We start from the raw sequence: 15,868 nt of genomic DNA on the forward strand, positions 1-15,868 counted from the left end.
GTGTCGGGATACGGGACGTCAGACGCCCGCACCCAGCACGGAGTTGATCTGCTGCGGGTCGCCGCACACGATGAGCAGTGCACCGGCCCGCGTGAGCGCGACCGGCAGGGAGCCGGCGACCGTGTCGACCGCTCCGCCGTTGACGGCGAAGACCACGACGGGACGGCCTGCGGCGCGCTGGACCTGGGAGGCGTCCGCGTAGAAGACGTCGTCCCCGGCGTCGTGCAGGGCCCAGTAGGCGGCCTCGCCGAAGGACAGCTCGTGAGCGGCCCACGGGTGCGGGTCGCCGGTGGTGAGCACCAGGATGTCGCCGGGCGCGCGCCCGGTGTCGAGCAGCAGGTCCACGGCCTCTTCGGCCGCGTCGAGCGCGCCGTCGGGGGAGGCCGGGATCAGCTGGATCTGCGGCACCGACGCCGAGACGGACGGCGCTGCGGGGGCTGCGGGAACGGGTCCGGGGGTGGCCTGCTGCGGCGCGCGCTGCGCGGGCGGGGCGGGCCTGAGGGCACCGCCCGCGCGGCCGGCCGCTGCGGGGGAAGGACCGGGGCGTCCGGGCCGCGGTACGGCTACGGGACGCGGACCAGGTACGGGGCGGGGGGTCTGCGCGGTGCGGCTCGCTGCCGGGGTGACGCGGGGACCCTGGGCACTCTCGTGAATCTGAGGCTCCTCGATGGCGTGGTGAGAGGCGTGAGGTGGTGTGTATCAAACACCGGTACGAAACGTACCGGCCGTGGGCACGTGGGTGCGATCAGAAATCGAAGCCGAGTTGGCCTCCGTTTTCCAGCTCCATCGACTCCTCGCTGCGGCGCACCTTCTTGAGGTGGCGCCACCGGGGAAGCGCGTCGAGGTAGGACCACGAGAGCCGGTGGTAGGGAGTGGGCCCCAGCTCCTCCAGCGCCGCCCGGTGTACGGGCGAGGGATATCCGGCGTTGAGGGCGAAGGCGAATTCCTCGAAGCCTCCGGCCGGTCCGCCGATCTCCGCCATCATGCGGTCGCGCCGGACCTTGGCTATGACCGAGGCCGCCGCGACGGCGACGCACGACTGGTCGCCCTTGATCACCGTGCGGACCTGCCAGGGCGCGCCGAGGTAGTCGTGTTTGCCGTCGAGGATGACCGCGTCGGGCCGTACCGGCAGGGCCTCGAGGGCGCGCTCCGCCGCGAGCCGCAGGGCGGCGGTCATGCCCAGCTCGTCGATCTCCTCCGGGGAGGCGTGTCCGAGGGCGTGGGCCGTGACCCAGGCCTCCAGGACGTCGACGAGGGCGTCGCGTCGCTTGGGGGTGAGGAGTTTGGAGTCGGTGAGTCCGGCGGGCGGCCGGCGCAGACCGGTGATCGCCGCGCACACGGTGACGGGACCGGCCCAGGCCCCTCGTCCGACTTCGTCGACCCCGGCGATGACCTTGGCGCCGGTGGTTGCACGGAGGGAGCGTTCGACGGTGTGGGTGGGTGCTTCGTACGGCATGGCGCGAGCAAGGTTACGCCGCCCCGCGCCGCCTGCACACCCCGCCCCTGGTCGGGCCCGGCTCGGGCCGCCCGGCCGGTCCCCGATCCGCCCCACGGCCGAGGCCCCGGCCGATCCCCCGGCCGCCTCCGCGACCACCCCCGCGTCCGACGTCACACCTGTTCCACGCCCGTTCCCACGCCCGGCCCCTGCCCGGTCCGACGCTGCGACATTCGCATCGCGCTGCGGCGACACCACCACACCGATCACCCCGACGAAACCCCGGCCCTCCTTCGCGACCGCACACCCATGCGCCGCGCGCGGGCAGCGCCGTAGCGGGCATCCACGACGACCCAGTGCCGCCCCGCCGATTCCGCCACCCACCGCCTCCCTGCTCAGCAGCCGGGCCCGAGGCACACACTCCGGACCGGACGGCTCCGCCACCGGCCGGCACCCTTCTCGTCGCACTCGTGAAGGAGCGACCGCGAGACCGGCCGACACGACTGCGCCCCGCCCTCCCCAACTCCGTCCCGAGAATCGTCCGTTCGGGTTCAGGCGCGGCCATGCGCCGCGCGTACGACCGATTTCCGCCACGGTGAATGCTCGCGTCCACCGCGTTTCGGCTCGTAACGTGGTCCACAAGTGAACGAATGCGTCCACTGTTTCACTTAGGGGGATCCTCAGTGACACGTTCTCAGCTCGCCACAGACCGAATACCGGGCGCGGCCCACCGGGAGGGGCGCCCCGGAATCGCGCTCACCGTGATCGCCGCCTGCCAGCTCATGGTCGTTCTCGACGCGACGATCGTGAACATCGCCCTCCCGCACATCCAGACCGCCCTCGACTTCAGCACCACCGATCTTTCCTGGGTGCTGAGCGCCTACACGCTCACCTTCGGCGGACTGCTCCTGCTCGGCGGCCGGGCCGGTGACATCCTGGGCCGGCGCCGGGTGTTCATGGCCGGCATCCTGCTCTTCACCCTGGCCTCCCTCCTCGGCGGCTTCGCCCAGGAACCGTGGCAGCTGCTCGCCGCCCGCGCCCTCCAGGGGGTCGGCGGCGCCATCGCCTCCCCGACCTCGCTCGCGCTGATCACGACGACTTTCCCGGAAGGGCCCGAGCGGAACCGCGCCTTCGGGGTGTTCGCCGCCGTCTCCGCGGGCGGCGGCGCCATCGGCCTGCTGGCGGGCGGGATGCTGACCGAGTGGCTCGACTGGCGCTGGGTCCTCTTCGTCAACGTACCGATCGGCGTGCTGATCGCGGTCCTCACCCCGCTCTACATCACCGAGTCCGAGCGCCACCCCGGCCGTTTCGACATCGCCGGTGCCGTGACCTCCACCGGCGGCATGGCCTCGCTCGTCTACGGCTTCATCCGCGCCTCGGAAGACGGCTGGCGCGATCCGCTCACCCTCGGCTCGTTCGCGGCGGCCGTGGTCCTGCTCGGGCTCTTCGTCGCCGTCGAGTCCCGGGCCCGTGAACCGATCATCCCGCTCCGCATGTTCGCCGACCGCAACCGGGCCGGCACCTACCTGATCATGCTCAGCCTCGCCGCGGCGATGTTCGGCATGTTCTTCTTCATCGTCCAGTTCGTGCAGAACGTGCTGGGCTTCACCCCGATCGAGTCCGGGCTCGGCTTCCTTCCCGTGACCGTCGCCATCGTCACGGCCGCGGGCCTCTCGCAGCGCTTCCTGCCCCGCTTCGGCCCCAAGCCGTTCATGGTGTCCGGCTCCGCCCTCGTCGGCGTGGGGCTCGGCTGGCTCACCCTCATCCGCACCGATTCCTCGTACGCGGCCGGGGTGCTCGGGCCGATGCTGCTGTTCGGATTCGGCATGGGCCTCAACTTCGTGACGCTCACCCTGACCGCCGTCTCCGGGGTGTCGCAGAAGGAAGCGGGCGCGGCCTCCGGACTGCTCAACGCCAGCCAGCAGGTCGGTGGTTCCCTGGGCCTGTCCATCCTGGTCACCGTTTTCGGTACGGCCGCCCGCACTGAGGCCGACCAGCAGGTTCCCGCCTTCATGGCCACGGCGGAGCCCGGCCAGGCGGCCGCCTTCCAGGAGACCGGGCAGCTGCCCGACCCGTGGGGCGACCTCGTGCTCACGCAGGGCATCTCCACCGCGTTCGGCGCCGCCGTGGCGATGGCGGGAGTCGCCCTGGCCACCGCGCTGCTGGTGATCCGGGTGCGCAAGAGCGACCTGGAGGCCCTCAACGGCGCGGCCCCCAAGGGGGGTCCGGCGGCGTGAGCGGCCGGACGTACGAGGGGCCCGGGCGCGGGGACGATCCCGCGCCCGGGCCCTCGTACGAGAGGGGATCTAGAACTCGCTCCGGCTGCCGAAGGCGCCCAGACGCGAGCAGACCTCGTACGTGGCCGTCACCGGCCGTTCGCGCAGGATCTGCCGGGCCCGGTGCTCACCCAGGCTCATCGCGTACCAGGGGACGTCCCCGGCCCGGGAGATCTCCTTGGCGATCCCGCGCAGGGCGCAGGAGCGCCGGGGCTCGGGCAGCCGGTCAAGGGCCGGCACGGCGTCCGCCGACAGGCTCTGGAAGTAGGCCAGGTCGATCTTGCCGTCCGCCGCGAAGCGGGCCACGTTGCGCTCGGCGACCATCCCGTCCGGGGACAGCAGGCCGAAGGCCAGGACGCCGGCCGCCGCACTCCCGGCGACCGCGCGCGGCAGCCAGCGGGCGCCGAACACCCCGGCCGCCATGATCAGTACGAGGACCAGGCCCAGCCACATCTCCATCGCGGTCACCGACACCCGCAGGATGGTCAGCCCGTACGCGTCCACGTAGAGGTCCATGCGGCGCAGCGCGGAGGCGACGACGACCAGCGTCAGCGCGCACAGCACGCCGAGGACGCTGCGGACGAAGCGGCGGTCGCCGGCGCCGGAGCGCGGGGCCCAGCGCAGGGCCAGCGCGATCACGGCGAGGGTGAAGAGGGTGGCCCAGAGCAGCTGCCAGAAGCCCTGGCGGGCGTACTCGGCGTAGGTGAGGCCGGTGCTCTTGAGGACCTTGTCGTAGCCGCCGAACAGGACGGCCAGCTGTACGGCGTTGAAGCCGGCGAAGAGCAGGTTGAGCACGACGAGCGGAAGGGCCCATTCGAGACGGGACCTCGGCTTGCCGGGGGCCACCTTGATCCGGTCCCACCGCAGCGGGGCGGCGGCGGCGCGGGCGGCGGCCAGCGCGAGGAAGGCCCCGAAGAGGAAGAGGACGATCCGGATGGGTCCGTCCTCGATGGAGATGTCGGGCGTCAGCCCGCCCAGCAGATCGGCGAAGGCCGCGTCGGCGGAGGCGAACAGCGTGCCGAAGAGCAGCAGGAGGACAGCCGCCACGACCACGGCCTTGACCACGGGCAGCCAGCGGTCCTTGCTGACACCGCCGCGCGAGCGCAGGCCCGCCCAGGCCCAGCCGAGCCCGGACACGGCGGCCTCGAAGACACCGAGGGGGCTGAGCAGGACGCCCGGCCAGGTGCGGCTGCCGTGCAGGGCCAGGGCGCCGAGCAGGAGGGCGGAGAGGATCGCGAGGGTGGACGGCCAGGCCGAGTCGCGCAGGGCGGGTACGGCGAGGAGGGCGAGGCAGCCGATCGCCCAGACCAGGGTCCAGGGGCGGGCGGTACGCCGGGCCGCGCGGGCGGCGGCGTACGCGGCGACCACGGCGGGCACGACGGCCAGCAGCAGGCCGGGGCCGATGCCGTCGCCGAGGAGCAGGGCGGCCGAGAGGCCGGTGACCAGCGTCGCGGCGAGGGTCACGGTCCCGATAGGGGCGGCTTCGGCGGGCCGCAGCGCCACGACCCACGCGGGCGGCGCGGCCGCCGCGGCCCGGGCCGCGGCGGTCCGCTGCCACGCCTGCTGCCGTTGCCAGGCATGCCAGGCGGCGGCGTCCGCCGGGATTCCGGTTCCCGTCGGTGGTGCGGCCGCGGCCGGTGGCGCCTGTTCGGCGGCCGGCCTGTCGGCCGCTGCCCCCTCGGCCCGGTCCGCGGCCTTGTCCACCCCGTCGGCGTTCTCTGACATCGGGTCCCCTCCCCTGTCGGCCGCCCCGGATTCCGGATGGGGCGGCGGAGCGGACAGAGTAGGCCGGTGTCAGGCGGTTTTGAACAGGCTCAAAAGACTCCTGTGGCAGGACCGTGACAATCGGAACGGGGTCTTTCGCCGCGCCTTCCACCCCGCCCGGGACGCCGGGGCCGGACACCCCCTAACGCGCCGCCGTCTCCGGGAGCCAGGCGGGCAGCGCCTCGGTGCGCGCCAGCCACGCGGCGGGCAGCACCTCGTCGCCGCGGGCGCCCAGCACCCCGCCGACGATCGCGCAGGTGGTGTCGACGTCGCCGCCCACCTGCGCGGTGGTCCAGAACGCCCGCTCGTAGTCGTCCAGCGACCGCGCCGCCGACCACAGCGCGAAGGGCACCGTGTCATGGGCGCTCGTACGCCGCCCGCAGCCCAGTACCGCCGCGACCGTGGTCGCGTCGCCGTAGTCCAGCATGTCCCGCGCCCGGCGGATTCCGGCGCCCACGGCACTGCGCGGCACCAGGGCGATCACCCCGTCCAGCAGGTCGGCGGCCTTCGGCGGCCCGGCCGGGGCCGCCGCGAGCGCGGCCGCCGCGGCGACGGCCATGGCCCCGCAGACCGCCTCGCGGTGCTGGTGGGTGGTGTAGGCGGAGATCTCCGCCTGGTGCGTGGCCTGCTCGGGGTCGTCCGCGTACCAGGCGCCCAGCGGGGCGATCCGCATGGCGGCTCCGTTGCCCCAGGAGCCCTGGCCGTTGAACAGCTCGGCGGCGAGCGTGCGCCAGTCCTGGCCCTCCCGGACCAGGCGCAGCATGCGGTTCACGGCGGGCCCGTAGCCCCGGTCGAAGTCGTGGTGGTGGGCGAAGGAGCTCGCCAGCGCGTCCTGGTCGATGCGTCCGTGCTCGGCGAGCACGGCCACGACCGAGCAGGCCATCTCGGTGTCGTCGGTCCACTGCCACGTGCCGGTGCCGGCGGGCAGTTCGCGCCGCTTGAGGAGCGGGTAGTTGACGGGGACGAAGTACTGGGAGCCCAGGGCGTCCCCCAGGGCCAGCCCACGGAGGCTGGACAGGGCGCGTGCGTAGCGCCGTTCGGGAGTGGAATCAGGGGTCATCGCGGGTCACTCTAGCCGTCCAGGTCGTAGGGCTCGGGTGTGGTCCACCGCTCAAACGGGCGGTCCAGCCGATACCGGCCGTCCGGGCCTAGCACGAGCGTCCGGAATTCGCCGTTGCCCGGATTGGACAGGGCCTCGAACTCGGCGACCGACCAGTGGAACCACCTCATGCAGAACAGCCTCATGGTCAGCCCGTGCGTCACCAGCAGGACGTTCTGCGGATGGTCCGGGGCCTCGAAGCTGCGGTAGAGGCTTTCCAGGAAGGCCCCGACCCGGTCGTACACGTCGGCGCCCGACTCGCCCTGCGCGAAGCGGTAGAAGAAGTGCCCGTAGGCGTCCCGGTACGCCTTCTGGAGGCGGACGTCGTCCCGGTCCTGCCAGTTTCCCCAGTCCTGCTCGCGCAGTCGCGGCTCCTCGCGCATCCGGACCCGCGTCGGGTCCAGCCGCAGCTCCCGGAAGGTCTGCAGGGTCCGGCGGTACGGGGAGACGTAGGCGCTGATCGTCTCGTCGCCGAAGAGCCGGCGCAGCCGTTCGCCGACCGCCGCGGCCTGCTCGCGCCCGGTCGCGGTCAGCCGCAGGGCGTGGTCGGGCTCGCGTTCGTACACCGAGTCGTCGGCATTGCCCTCGGATTCCCCGTGCCGGACGAGGACGATGCGCCGTGGTCGAACCATTCCACGACCCTATTCGGCCATCGCCGGGCGGGCCGACCGGGCACGCCGGTCGGCCGGCCCGATCGTCGTACGGTCAGACCGGTTCAGACCGTCCAGGAGGGTTCGAGGTCGACGACGTCGCCGGTCAGGGCCTCGACATCGGCCTGGATCTGGGCGCGCAGGGAGAGCCGCTCGACCCGCTCCTGCCGGTACTTGCCGTGCTCGGCCGCCGCCTGCCACATCGACAGCACCAGGAACTCCCGGCCCGGGGCCTCCCCGAAGAGGCCGCGGATCATCCCGGGCGAACCCGCCATGGCGGGGTTCCACACCTTCTCCTGCATGAGGGCGAAGTGGTCGACGCGGCCCTCACGGACCCGGGTGTGCGCGACCCGGACCACGTCGGCATCGGTGAAGCGCGGCTCGAAGCCGGTCTTCACGTCGAAGCGGTGGTCGAAGAGGGTGACGCGCAGATCGGTGTACGTGCCGTTCTGCGCGGCAGCCAGCCGGTCGTGGCTCCGGGCCATGAAGGAGTCGTAGAAGGACCGGCTCTCCCAGAACGCGAAGACATGCGCGACCCCCTGCCGGCCCCGGCTCCAGCCGCCGCCCTGCCCCCGGAATCCCGGCTCGCCCGGCAGCCCCGCCCATTTGCGCTGCCCCCGTTCGAACCCGCGTCGGTCCGTCACCGTGCAGCGAATCCACTTGACCAGCACGGCGCCATCGTACGGTCCCGGCGCGGCCCCGGTCAGTCCCCAGCGCGGTGGATCCGTACCAGTTCGGCCGCATCCCGCTCGGGCAACCGAAGGCCGAACTCCCGGGCGATTACGCCGAGCAGCGCCTCCGGACCGACGGCTTCCCGCTCCTCCCGCCCGTCGGGGTGGAGCCGGACGAGCTCCCGCCCGGTCAGCGTCCGGCGGACGTCTTCGCCCGGGTGCTGGACGATGACCCGCCCGATGAAGGCGGAGCGGGGGTGCGTGGAGCTGTAGTGGTTGAGCAGGACGTAGTCGACGGGGTGGTACCGCTGGGGGGAGAACGCGTACAGGTCGCGCCAGGTTCCCCCGCGCAGGAAGCACAGCACGAGGACGCCGTCCGCCTCCTCCCGGACGCGGTACGTCCACCGCCCCTGCCGCACCTCGGCCCCGGGGTGGGCCAGCGGGACGGGCTCGCGGGGGCCCTGGGAGCCGAACCCGGCGTCGCACAGCCAGGGTTGTCCCCCGGCCGTGACGACGAGGACGGCGTGCGTCACCGGGGTCAGGGCGTCACCACGGGTGCGGTTGCGGGCACCCCGACCCGAGACCTCGAAGCCGATCCGCTCCAGGGCGGCGGCCAGCAGCGAGTTCTGCTCGTAGCAGTAGCCGCCGCGGCGGGCGTGCACGAGCTTGTCCTCCAGCGCCTTGACGTCCAGCGCGACGGGGCGGCCGAGCACGACGTCCAGACTCTCGAAGGTGATGGCGCCGGTGTGGGCCCGGTGCACTGCGTACAACGTCTCGAGGTCCGGCCGGAGTTCCCGGCCCCCGCCCCCGGTCCCGCCCCCGATACCGATCCGCGCCAGATACGCGTCCAGGTCCAGCTCGTCACCGCTCCACATGGCTCCCCATCTCCCCGTCTGCCCTCGTGCCGTTCCCGTCGTCCGCTTCGTCGCGTCGTCGCTTCGTCGCGTCGTCGCGTCGTCCGCAGCACTCGCACCATGATCGCGGGCCCGAGAACGCCCGAGGCGGGCAGGTCCCCCTCGGGGACCTGCCCGCCTCAGCGGATCACGGCATCAGCCGGACGTGTCAGCTGCAGCCGCTGGTGGAGCCGCAGCCCTCGCAGATGTAGCAGGAGCCGGCGCGCTGCATCTTCGTACCGCAGGAGAAGCAGAGCGGGGCGTCGGCGGAGACGCCGAGCTGCATCTCGACCAGTTCGGCGTTGCTGTGCGCCGTCTTCGGAGCCGGGACCGCCACGGCGGCCTCTACCTGCTTCGGAGCCGACGGCACCGCGGCGAGCGGGGCCGACTGCGCCAGGGCCTCGGTGTCCAGCTCGTCCTCGAGGGGCTCGTAGGAGCCGGTCTCCAGGTGGCGCTGGCGCTCCTCGGCGGTGTGGATGCCGAGGGCCGAGCGGGTCTCGAAGGGCAGGAAGTCCAGCGCCAGGCGGCGGAAGATGTAGTCGACGATCGACTGCGCCATCCGCACGTCCGGGTCGTCCGTCATGCCGGCCGGCTCGAAGCGCATGTTGGTGAACTTCGAGACGTAGGTCTCCAGCGGCACGCCGTACTGCAGACCGACCGAGACGGCGATCGAGAAGGCGTCCATCATGCCCGCGAGGGTCGAGCCCTGCTTGGACATCTTCAGGAAGACCTCGCCCAGACCGTCGTCCGGGTAGGAGTTCGCGGTCATGTAGCCCTCGGCGCCGCCCACCGTGAAGGAGGTGGTGATGCCCGGGCGGCCCTTGGGGAGGCGCTTGCGGACGGGACGGTACTCGATGACCTTCTCGACGGCGGCGCGGATGGTCTCCTCCGTCTTGGCGGTGACCTCCTCCTTCTCCTCCTCCTTCTTCTTGGCGGAGAGGGGCTGGCCGACCTTGCAGTTGTCGCGGTAGATCGCGAGCGCCTTGACGCCCAGCTTCCACGCCTCGAAGTAGATCTCCTCGATCTCCTCGACGGTCGCCGACTCCGGCATGTTGACCGTCTTGGAGATCGCGCCGGAGATCCAGGGCTGGATCGCCGCCATCATGCGGACGTGGCCCATCGCGGAGATGGAGCGCTCGCCCATGGCGCAGTCGAAGACCTCGTAGTGCTCGGGCTTCAGGCCCGGCGCGTCGACGACCACACCATGCTCGGCGATGTGGGAGACGATCGCCTCGATCTGCTCTTCCTGGTAGCCCATGCGGCGCAGGGCCTGCGGGACGGTGCCGTTGACGATCTGCATCGAGCCGCCGCCGACGAGCTTCTTGAACTTGACCAGGGCCAGGTCCGGCTCGACACCGGTGGTGTCGCAGGACATCGCGAGACCGATGGTGCCGGTCGGCGCCAGGACGGAGGCCTGGGAGTTGCGGAAGCCGTTCTTCTCGCCGAGGCGCAGGACGTCCTGCCAGGCCTCGGTCGCCGCCGCCCAGATCGCGTTGTCCAGGTCCTCGGTGCGCGGCGCGACGGCGTTGGCGTCGGCGTGCTGCTTCATGACGCGCTTGTGCGACTCGGCGTTGCGGGCGTAGCCGTCGTACGGGCCGACGATGGCGGCCAGCTCGGCGGAGCGCTTGTACGCGGTACCGGTCATCAGCGAGGTGATCGACGCGGCGAGGGTGCGGCCGCCGTCCGAGTCGTACGCGTGGCCGGTGGCCATCAGCAGGGCGCCGAGGTTGGCGTAGCCGATGCCCAGCTGGCGGAAGGCGCGGGTGTTCTCGCCGATCTTCTGCGTCGGGAAGTCCGCGAAGCAGATGGAGATGTCCATCGCGGTGATGACGAGCTCGACGACCTTGGCGAAGCGCTCGGCGTCGAAGGACTGGTTGCCCTTGCCGTCGTCGTTGAGGAACTTCATCAGGTTGAGCGAGGCGAGGTTGCAGGACGTGTTGTCCAGGTGCATGTACTCGCTGCAGGGGTTGGACGCGGTGATGCGGCCGGACTCGGGGCAGGTGTGCCATTTGTTGATCACACCGTCGTACTGGATGCCCGGGTCGGCGCAGGCCCACGCGGCCTCGGCGAGCTTGCGGAAGAGCGCCTTGGCGTCGACCTCCTCGATGACCTCGCCGGTCATGCGGGCACGCAGGCCGAACTTGGTGCCGTTCTCGACGGCCGTCATGAACTCGTCGTTCACGCGGACGGAGTTGTTGGCGTTCTGGTACTGGACGGACGTGATGTCGTCGCCGCCCAGGTCCATGTCGAAGCCCGCGTCGCGCAGGGCGCGGATCTTCTCCTCTTCCTTCACCTTGGTCTCGATGAAGGCCTCGACGTCGGGGTGGTCCACGTCCAGGACGACCATCTTAGCCGCGCGGCGGGTGGCGCCGCCCGACTTGATCGTTCCTGCGGACGCGTCGGCGCCGCGCATGAAGGAGACCGGTCCGGAGGCATTGCCGCCGGAGGAGAGGAGCTCCTTGGAGGAGCGGATGCGGGAGAGGTTCAGGCCGGCGCCGGAGCCGCCCTTGAAGATCATGCCCTCTTCCTTGTACCAGTCGAGGATCGACTCCATGGAGTCGTCGACGGCCAGGATGAAGCAGGCGGAGACCTGCTGCGGCTGGGGCGTGCCGACGTTGAACCACACCGGGGAGTTGAAGCTGAAGATCTGGTGCAGGAGCGCGTAGGTCAGCTCGTGCTCGAAGATCTCCGCGTCGGCGGGCGAGGAGAAGTAGTCGAAGTCCTCGCCGGCCTTCGTGTACGTCTTCACGATCCGGTCGATCAGCTGCTTCAGACCGGTCTCGCGCTGCGGGGTGCCGACCGCGCCGCGGAAGTACTTGCTGGTGACGATGTTGACCGCGTTCACCGACCAGAAGTCGGGGAACTCGACGCCGCGCTGCTCGAAGTTGACCGAGCCGTCGCGCCAGTTGGTCATGACGACGTCACGACGCTCCCAGCTCACCTCGTCGTAAGGATGCACGCCGGGGGTGGTGTGGATGCGCTCGATACGCAGGCCGCCCTTGGCGGCCTTGGTCCCCTTGGCGCGGGAACCACGTGCCGAGCTGCTCGCCGTCTCTGTCATGCCGCCTCCCAATGCGGGCAAAACGCCCTAAAGTGCCAGCGCTATTCCGCGGCACGGTGCTGTGTATCCGTATCTACGTCTCTTCGCTCGACTGACCGGCCACACCGCGGCGCGCAAGCGCAGCGGCGAGGGCCGTCCGGTCAGTCGGCGGCGGAGGCGGGCACGGGGACCGAACCGGTCCCACCGGGCCCGCACTCTTCGGGGTGAGGCCGCTGCTCGCGCAGTTCCGCGATGGCGGTCTCGAAGTCTTCAAGGGTGTCGAACGCTTTGTACACGGACGCGAACCGCAGGTACGCGACCAGGTCGAGCTCCTGCAACGGGCCGAGTATGGCCAGACCCACGTCGTGGGTGGTCAGCTCGGCGCTCCCGGTGGCGCGCACCGCCTCCTCGACCCGCTGGCCGAGCTTGGCGAGGGCGTCCTCGGTGACCGGCCGCCCCTGGCACGCCTTGCGCACGCCGGAGATGACCTTGGTACGGCTGAAGGGTTCGGTCACCCCGCTGCGCTTGATCACCATCAGCGAGGCCGTCTCCACCGTCGTGAAGCGACGGGAGCAGTCGGGGCACTGACGGCGCCGGCGGATCGACGTGCCGTCGTCCGTGGTGCGGCTGTCGACGACGCGGCTGTCGGGGTGCCTGCAGAAGGGGCAGTGCATGGTTCCCTCACCCTCCCTCTTGGCACGACCGAATCACCTCACGAGACCCCTCAACGGCAGAGACGAGCTCTGCCGGGGGCTGGTGAAGCAGCCTCCAGCATATGCGATCCCGGGAGCCTCGATGGACTCGAGGACCACAACTTCTGGGTGGCTGCGCTCATCCAACCACTAGATCTTGGGTTGCGGTGGATTTACCCGACTCCGCGTGTCGCAGCGTCCGATAGGCGGATACGGGGTCTTCCGGTGCCACACTGGGCCCGGGCCCGGCGGGTCGCGACCCGACCGGGAAGGGTACCGTAAGCAGCGGATGCCGAGCCGAACCGGCGTTCGGCGAACCGCTCGCCCATACACCGCTTGATTTACCTGCGCGGGACGATCTGCGATTTTTCACTCGAACGTGTGTTTGGCGCAACCTTTCGAAAGCTACTACCGTTGTCCAGCTAGGGAGAACATTTCGAGAGGGGCCGACGACGTGACCACGACCGCAGACAGTGCCGCCATCACTGCCCAGAACCGCTCCCAGAGCCGACTTGAGCCGGTGCATGCCATGAACGACGCACACCTGAACCCGGAGGCGGAGCCCGTACGCCCCGCACGCTCGCTGCCAGGTCGACCTCCAGGCATCCGCGCCGACAGCTCCGGGCTCACGGACCGGCAGCGGAGGGTCATCGAGGTCATTCGCGACTCCGTGCAGCGGCGGGGCTACCCGCCGTCGATGCGGGAGATCGGCCAGGCGGTCGGCCTGTCCAGCACGTCGTCGGTCGCCCACCAGCTGATGGCCCTGGAGCGGAAGGGCTTCCTGCGCCGCGACCCGCACCGCCCCCGGGCGTATGAGGTGCGCGGTTCCGACCAGCCCAGCTCGCAGCCCACGGACACCACCGGCAAGCCCGCCGCTTCCTACGTTCCCCTGGTCGGCCGGATCGCGGCCGGCGGCCCGATCCTCGCCGAGGAGTCGGTCGAGGACGTGTTCCCGCTCCCCCGCCAGCTCGTCGGTGACGGCGAGCTCTTCGTCCTCAAGGTCGTCGGCGACTCGATGATCGAGGCCGCCATCTGCGACGGCGACTGGGTCACGGTCCGTCGCCAGCCGGTCGCGGAGAACGGCGACATCGTCGCCGCGATGCTGGACGGCGAAGCCACCGTCAAGCGCTTCAAGCGCGAGGACGGGCACGTCTGGCTCCTCCCGCACAACTCCGCCTACCAGCCGATCCCCGGCGACGAGGCGACCATCCTCGGCAAGGTCGTCGCCGTACTGCGGCGGGTCTGACCCCGCCGCCTCCATCCAGCCCCCGGGACCCACTGCGCCGGTCCCGGGGGTTGCCGTTTTTCGCGGCCGGACCGCCGGCGCTCGCGCTCCCGGCTCCCGGCTCCCGGGAACTACTTCCCGTCGGCCTTGGCGGACGCGTCGATGGCGGCCAGTGAGCGGCGGGCCTGGTTCCGGTCCGTGGTGTACCAGAAGTCCGGCAGCGTGGCCCTGAGGAAGGTGCCGTACCGGGCCGTGGCCAAGCGGGGATCCAGGACCGCGACCACGCCCCGGTCGCCCGTGGCCCGCACGAGCCGGCCCGCGCCCTGGGCCATCAGCAGCGCGGCGTGCGTGGCCGCCACGGCCATGAACCCGTTGCCGCCGTGCTCCTCGACCGACTTCTGCCGGGCGCTCATCAAGGGGTCGTCGGGACGCGGGAACGGGATCCTGTCCATCACCACCAGCTGACAGCTGGGGCCGGGCACGTCCACGCCCTGCCACAGCGACAGCGTCCCGAACAGGCACGTTTGGGGGTCGGCGGCGAAGGCCTTGATCAGTTCGCCGAGCGTCTCCTCGCCCTGGAGCAGGATCGGGTTGTCGAGCCGGCCGCGCAGCTCCTCGGCGGCCGCCTTGGCGCCGCGCATGGAGGAGAAGAGCCCGAGGGTGCGGCCGCCGGCCGCCTCGATCAGCTCGGCGAGCTCGTCCATCATGTCGCCGCGGGTGCCCTCGCGGCCCGGCGTGGCCAGGTGCTTGGCGACGTAGAGGATGCCCTGCTTCGGGTAGTCGAAGGGCGAGCCGACGTCCAGGCCCTTCCAGACCGGAGCGTCATCCCCCTCGACCCCCTCGGGGGACAGCCCCAGCGACGCCGCGACGCCGTTGAAGTCACCGCCCAGCTTGAGGGTGGCCGAGGTCAGCACCACGGAGCGGTCCTCGAAGAGCTTTTCGCGCAGCAGGCCCGACACCGACAGCGGGGCGACCCGCAGCGTCGCACCGAAGCGGTCGTGACGCTCGTACCAGACGACGTCGTATTCGGAACCGTTGGTGATCCGCTCCGCCACCCCGTGGATGCTCTCGACCGCGGCGAGGGCCTGCTTGCGGACGGCGTCCTCGTCGTGGACGGACTTGTCGCGGGTCGCGCCGATCGCCGAGATCACATTGCGCGCGGCGTCCCGCAGGGCCATCAGCGCGTAGCCGAGATCCTCGGGAACCTCCTCCAGCCGGCCGGGGAGCGCCAGCTCCATGACCCGCTCGAAAGACTCCGCGGCGGTCTGCAGGGAGTCGGCCGTCTTCTCGTCGACCAGCTTGGCCGCCCGCTTCACGGCCCGGTTGACCTGCCCGGGGGTGAGCTCGCCGGTGGCGACTCCGGTCACCCGGGAGACCAGCTCGTGGGCCTCGTCCACGATCAGCACCTCGTGCTGCGGCAGCACCGGAGCGCCCTCGATGGCGTCGATGGCGAGCAGGGCGTGGTTGGTGACGACCACGTCCGCGAGCTTGGCCCGCTCGCGGGCCGCCTCGGCGAAGCACTCGGCCCCGTACGCGCACTTCGTCGCGCCCAGGCACTCGCGGGAGGACACGGAGATCTGCGACCAGGCCTTGTCCGAGACGCCCGGCGTGAGGTCGTCGCGGTCGCCGGTCTCCGTTTCGTCCGCCCAGTCGCGCAGGCGCAGCAGGTCCTTGCCGAGCTTGCTGGTGGGGGTGGCCGCTTCGAACTGGTCGAAGAGGCCCTCCTCCTCGTCCTGGGGAGCGCCCTCGTGCAGGCGGTGCAGGCACAGGTAGTTGGAGCGGCCCTTGAGCATGGCGAACTGCGGGCGGCGGCGCAGCTGCGGGTGCAGTGCCTCCACCGTCCGGGGCAGGTCGCGCTCGACGAGCTGCCGCTGGAGCGCGAGGGTCGCCGTGGCCACGACCACGCGCTCGCCGTGGGCGAGGGCCGGCACCAGGTAGCCGAGGGACTTTCCGGTGCCGGTGCCGGCCTGGATGAGCCGGTGGGAGTTGTCGTCGATCGCATCGGCGACGGCTTCGGCCATGGCCACCTGGCCGGGGCGCTCCGTACCGCCGACGGCGGAGACGGCGGCGTGCAGCAGGTCGGGGAGGGAGGGCTTCGTCATAGCACTGCCAACCCTACGGGG

At 71.4% G+C, this 15,868-nt stretch carries 12 protein-coding genes; 2 read left to right on the plus strand and 10 right to left on the minus strand.

Going from position 1 to position 15,868, the window contains the following annotated elements:
* Positions 1-18: 18 nt before the first annotated feature.
* Entirely contained in the window at positions 19-669 is a 651-nt protein-coding gene (locus ACZ6I1_RS15070; RefSeq protein WP_469287311.1) for a hypothetical protein, read from the minus strand.
* Between the two features lie 76 nt (positions 670-745).
* Positions 746-1,456 carry a ribonuclease HII gene (locus ACZ6I1_RS15075; RefSeq protein WP_469287191.1) on the minus strand — a complete coding sequence of 237 codons (711 nt, stop codon included), beginning with the start codon at positions 1,454-1,456 and terminating at the stop codon, positions 746-748.
* Between the two features lie 662 nt (positions 1,457-2,118).
* On the opposite strand from ACZ6I1_RS15075, the gene ACZ6I1_RS15080 reads away from it, so the two are divergent.
* Complete coding sequence (locus tag ACZ6I1_RS15080) at positions 2,119-3,672, plus strand: MFS transporter (protein ID WP_469287193.1); 1,554 nt, start codon at positions 2,119-2,121, stop codon at positions 3,670-3,672.
* 69 nt (positions 3,673-3,741) lie between these two features.
* Here the strand turns inward: ACZ6I1_RS15080 and ACZ6I1_RS15085 are convergent, their stop codons facing one another.
* The 7 genes from ACZ6I1_RS15085 to nrdR all read right to left on the minus strand — a co-directional run bounded on the left by ACZ6I1_RS15085 (position 3,742) and on the right by nrdR (position 12,502).
* Positions 3,742-5,436, minus strand: coding sequence for a DUF4153 domain-containing protein (locus ACZ6I1_RS15085; RefSeq protein ID WP_469287195.1), 1,695 nt, complete (start codon positions 5,434-5,436; stop codon positions 3,742-3,744).
* Positions 5,437-5,617: 181 nt separating this feature from the next.
* On the minus strand, positions 5,618-6,535 hold the full coding sequence (locus tag ACZ6I1_RS15090) for an ADP-ribosylglycohydrolase family protein (RefSeq protein ID WP_469287197.1): 918 nt from the start codon (positions 6,533-6,535) through the stop codon (positions 5,618-5,620).
* 11 nt (positions 6,536-6,546) lie between these two features.
* Positions 6,547-7,206, minus strand: a complete 660-nt coding sequence (locus ACZ6I1_RS15095; RefSeq protein ID WP_469287200.1) for a histidine phosphatase family protein — start codon at positions 7,204-7,206, stop codon at positions 6,547-6,549.
* A gap of 83 nt (positions 7,207-7,289) precedes the next feature.
* Positions 7,290-7,895 (minus strand): YdbC family protein, encoded by a 606-nt coding sequence (locus tag ACZ6I1_RS15100; protein ID WP_469287202.1) that lies wholly within the window; start codon positions 7,893-7,895, stop codon positions 7,290-7,292.
* 32 nt (positions 7,896-7,927) lie between these two features.
* Positions 7,928-8,770 (minus strand): arylamine N-acetyltransferase family protein, encoded by an 843-nt coding sequence (locus ACZ6I1_RS15105; protein ID WP_469287204.1) that lies wholly within the window; start codon positions 8,768-8,770, stop codon positions 7,928-7,930.
* Positions 8,771-8,957: 187 nt separating this feature from the next.
* The gene (locus ACZ6I1_RS15110) at positions 8,958-11,849 is read right to left on the minus strand and encodes a vitamin B12-dependent ribonucleotide reductase (RefSeq protein ID WP_469287206.1); all 2,892 of its coding nucleotides are present in this window, start codon (positions 11,847-11,849) and stop codon (positions 8,958-8,960) included.
* Positions 11,850-11,989: 140 nt separating this feature from the next.
* A complete protein-coding gene (gene nrdR, locus ACZ6I1_RS15115) occupies positions 11,990-12,502 on the minus strand; it encodes a transcriptional regulator NrdR (RefSeq protein ID WP_469287208.1) in 513 nt (170 codons plus the stop codon).
* A gap of 472 nt (positions 12,503-12,974) precedes the next feature.
* Between nrdR and lexA the strand changes: the two genes are divergently transcribed.
* Positions 12,975-13,766, plus strand: coding sequence for a transcriptional repressor LexA (lexA, locus tag ACZ6I1_RS15120; protein WP_469287211.1), 792 nt, complete (start codon positions 12,975-12,977; stop codon positions 13,764-13,766).
* A gap of 110 nt (positions 13,767-13,876) precedes the next feature.
* On the opposite strand, the gene ACZ6I1_RS15125 is transcribed toward lexA, so the two are convergent.
* Positions 13,877-15,847, minus strand: a complete 1,971-nt coding sequence (locus ACZ6I1_RS15125) for an ATP-dependent DNA helicase (RefSeq protein WP_469287213.1) — start codon at positions 15,845-15,847, stop codon at positions 13,877-13,879.
* Positions 15,848-15,868 lie beyond the last annotated feature (21 nt).

Source organism: Streptomyces sp. NPDC046303 (assembly GCF_055588085.1).

Bases quoted from the DNA above. Each gene is read 5' to 3' on its own strand.
- ACZ6I1_RS15075 (WP_469287191.1), bottom strand. From the start codon at position 1,456: ATGCCGTACGAAGCACCCACCCACACCGTCGAACGCTCCCTCCGTGCA.
- ACZ6I1_RS15085 (WP_469287195.1), bottom strand. From the start codon at position 5,436: ATGTCAGAGAACGCCGACGGGGTGGACAAGGCCGCGGACCGGGCCGAG.
- ACZ6I1_RS15090 (WP_469287197.1), bottom strand. From the start codon at position 6,535: ATGACCCCTGATTCCACTCCCGAACGGCGCTACGCACGCGCCCTGTCC.
- ACZ6I1_RS15095 (WP_469287200.1), bottom strand. From the start codon at position 7,206: ATGGTTCGACCACGGCGCATCGTCCTCGTCCGGCACGGGGAATCCGAG.
- ACZ6I1_RS15105 (WP_469287204.1), bottom strand. From the start codon at position 8,770: ATGTGGAGCGGTGACGAGCTGGACCTGGACGCGTATCTGGCGCGGATC.
- ACZ6I1_RS15110 (WP_469287206.1), bottom strand. From the start codon at position 11,849: ATGACAGAGACGGCGAGCAGCTCGGCACGTGGTTCCCGCGCCAAGGGG.
- nrdR (WP_469287208.1), bottom strand. From the start codon at position 12,502: ATGCACTGCCCCTTCTGCAGGCACCCCGACAGCCGCGTCGTCGACAGC.
- ACZ6I1_RS15125 (WP_469287213.1), bottom strand. From the start codon at position 15,847: ATGACGAAGCCCTCCCTCCCCGACCTGCTGCACGCCGCCGTCTCCGCC.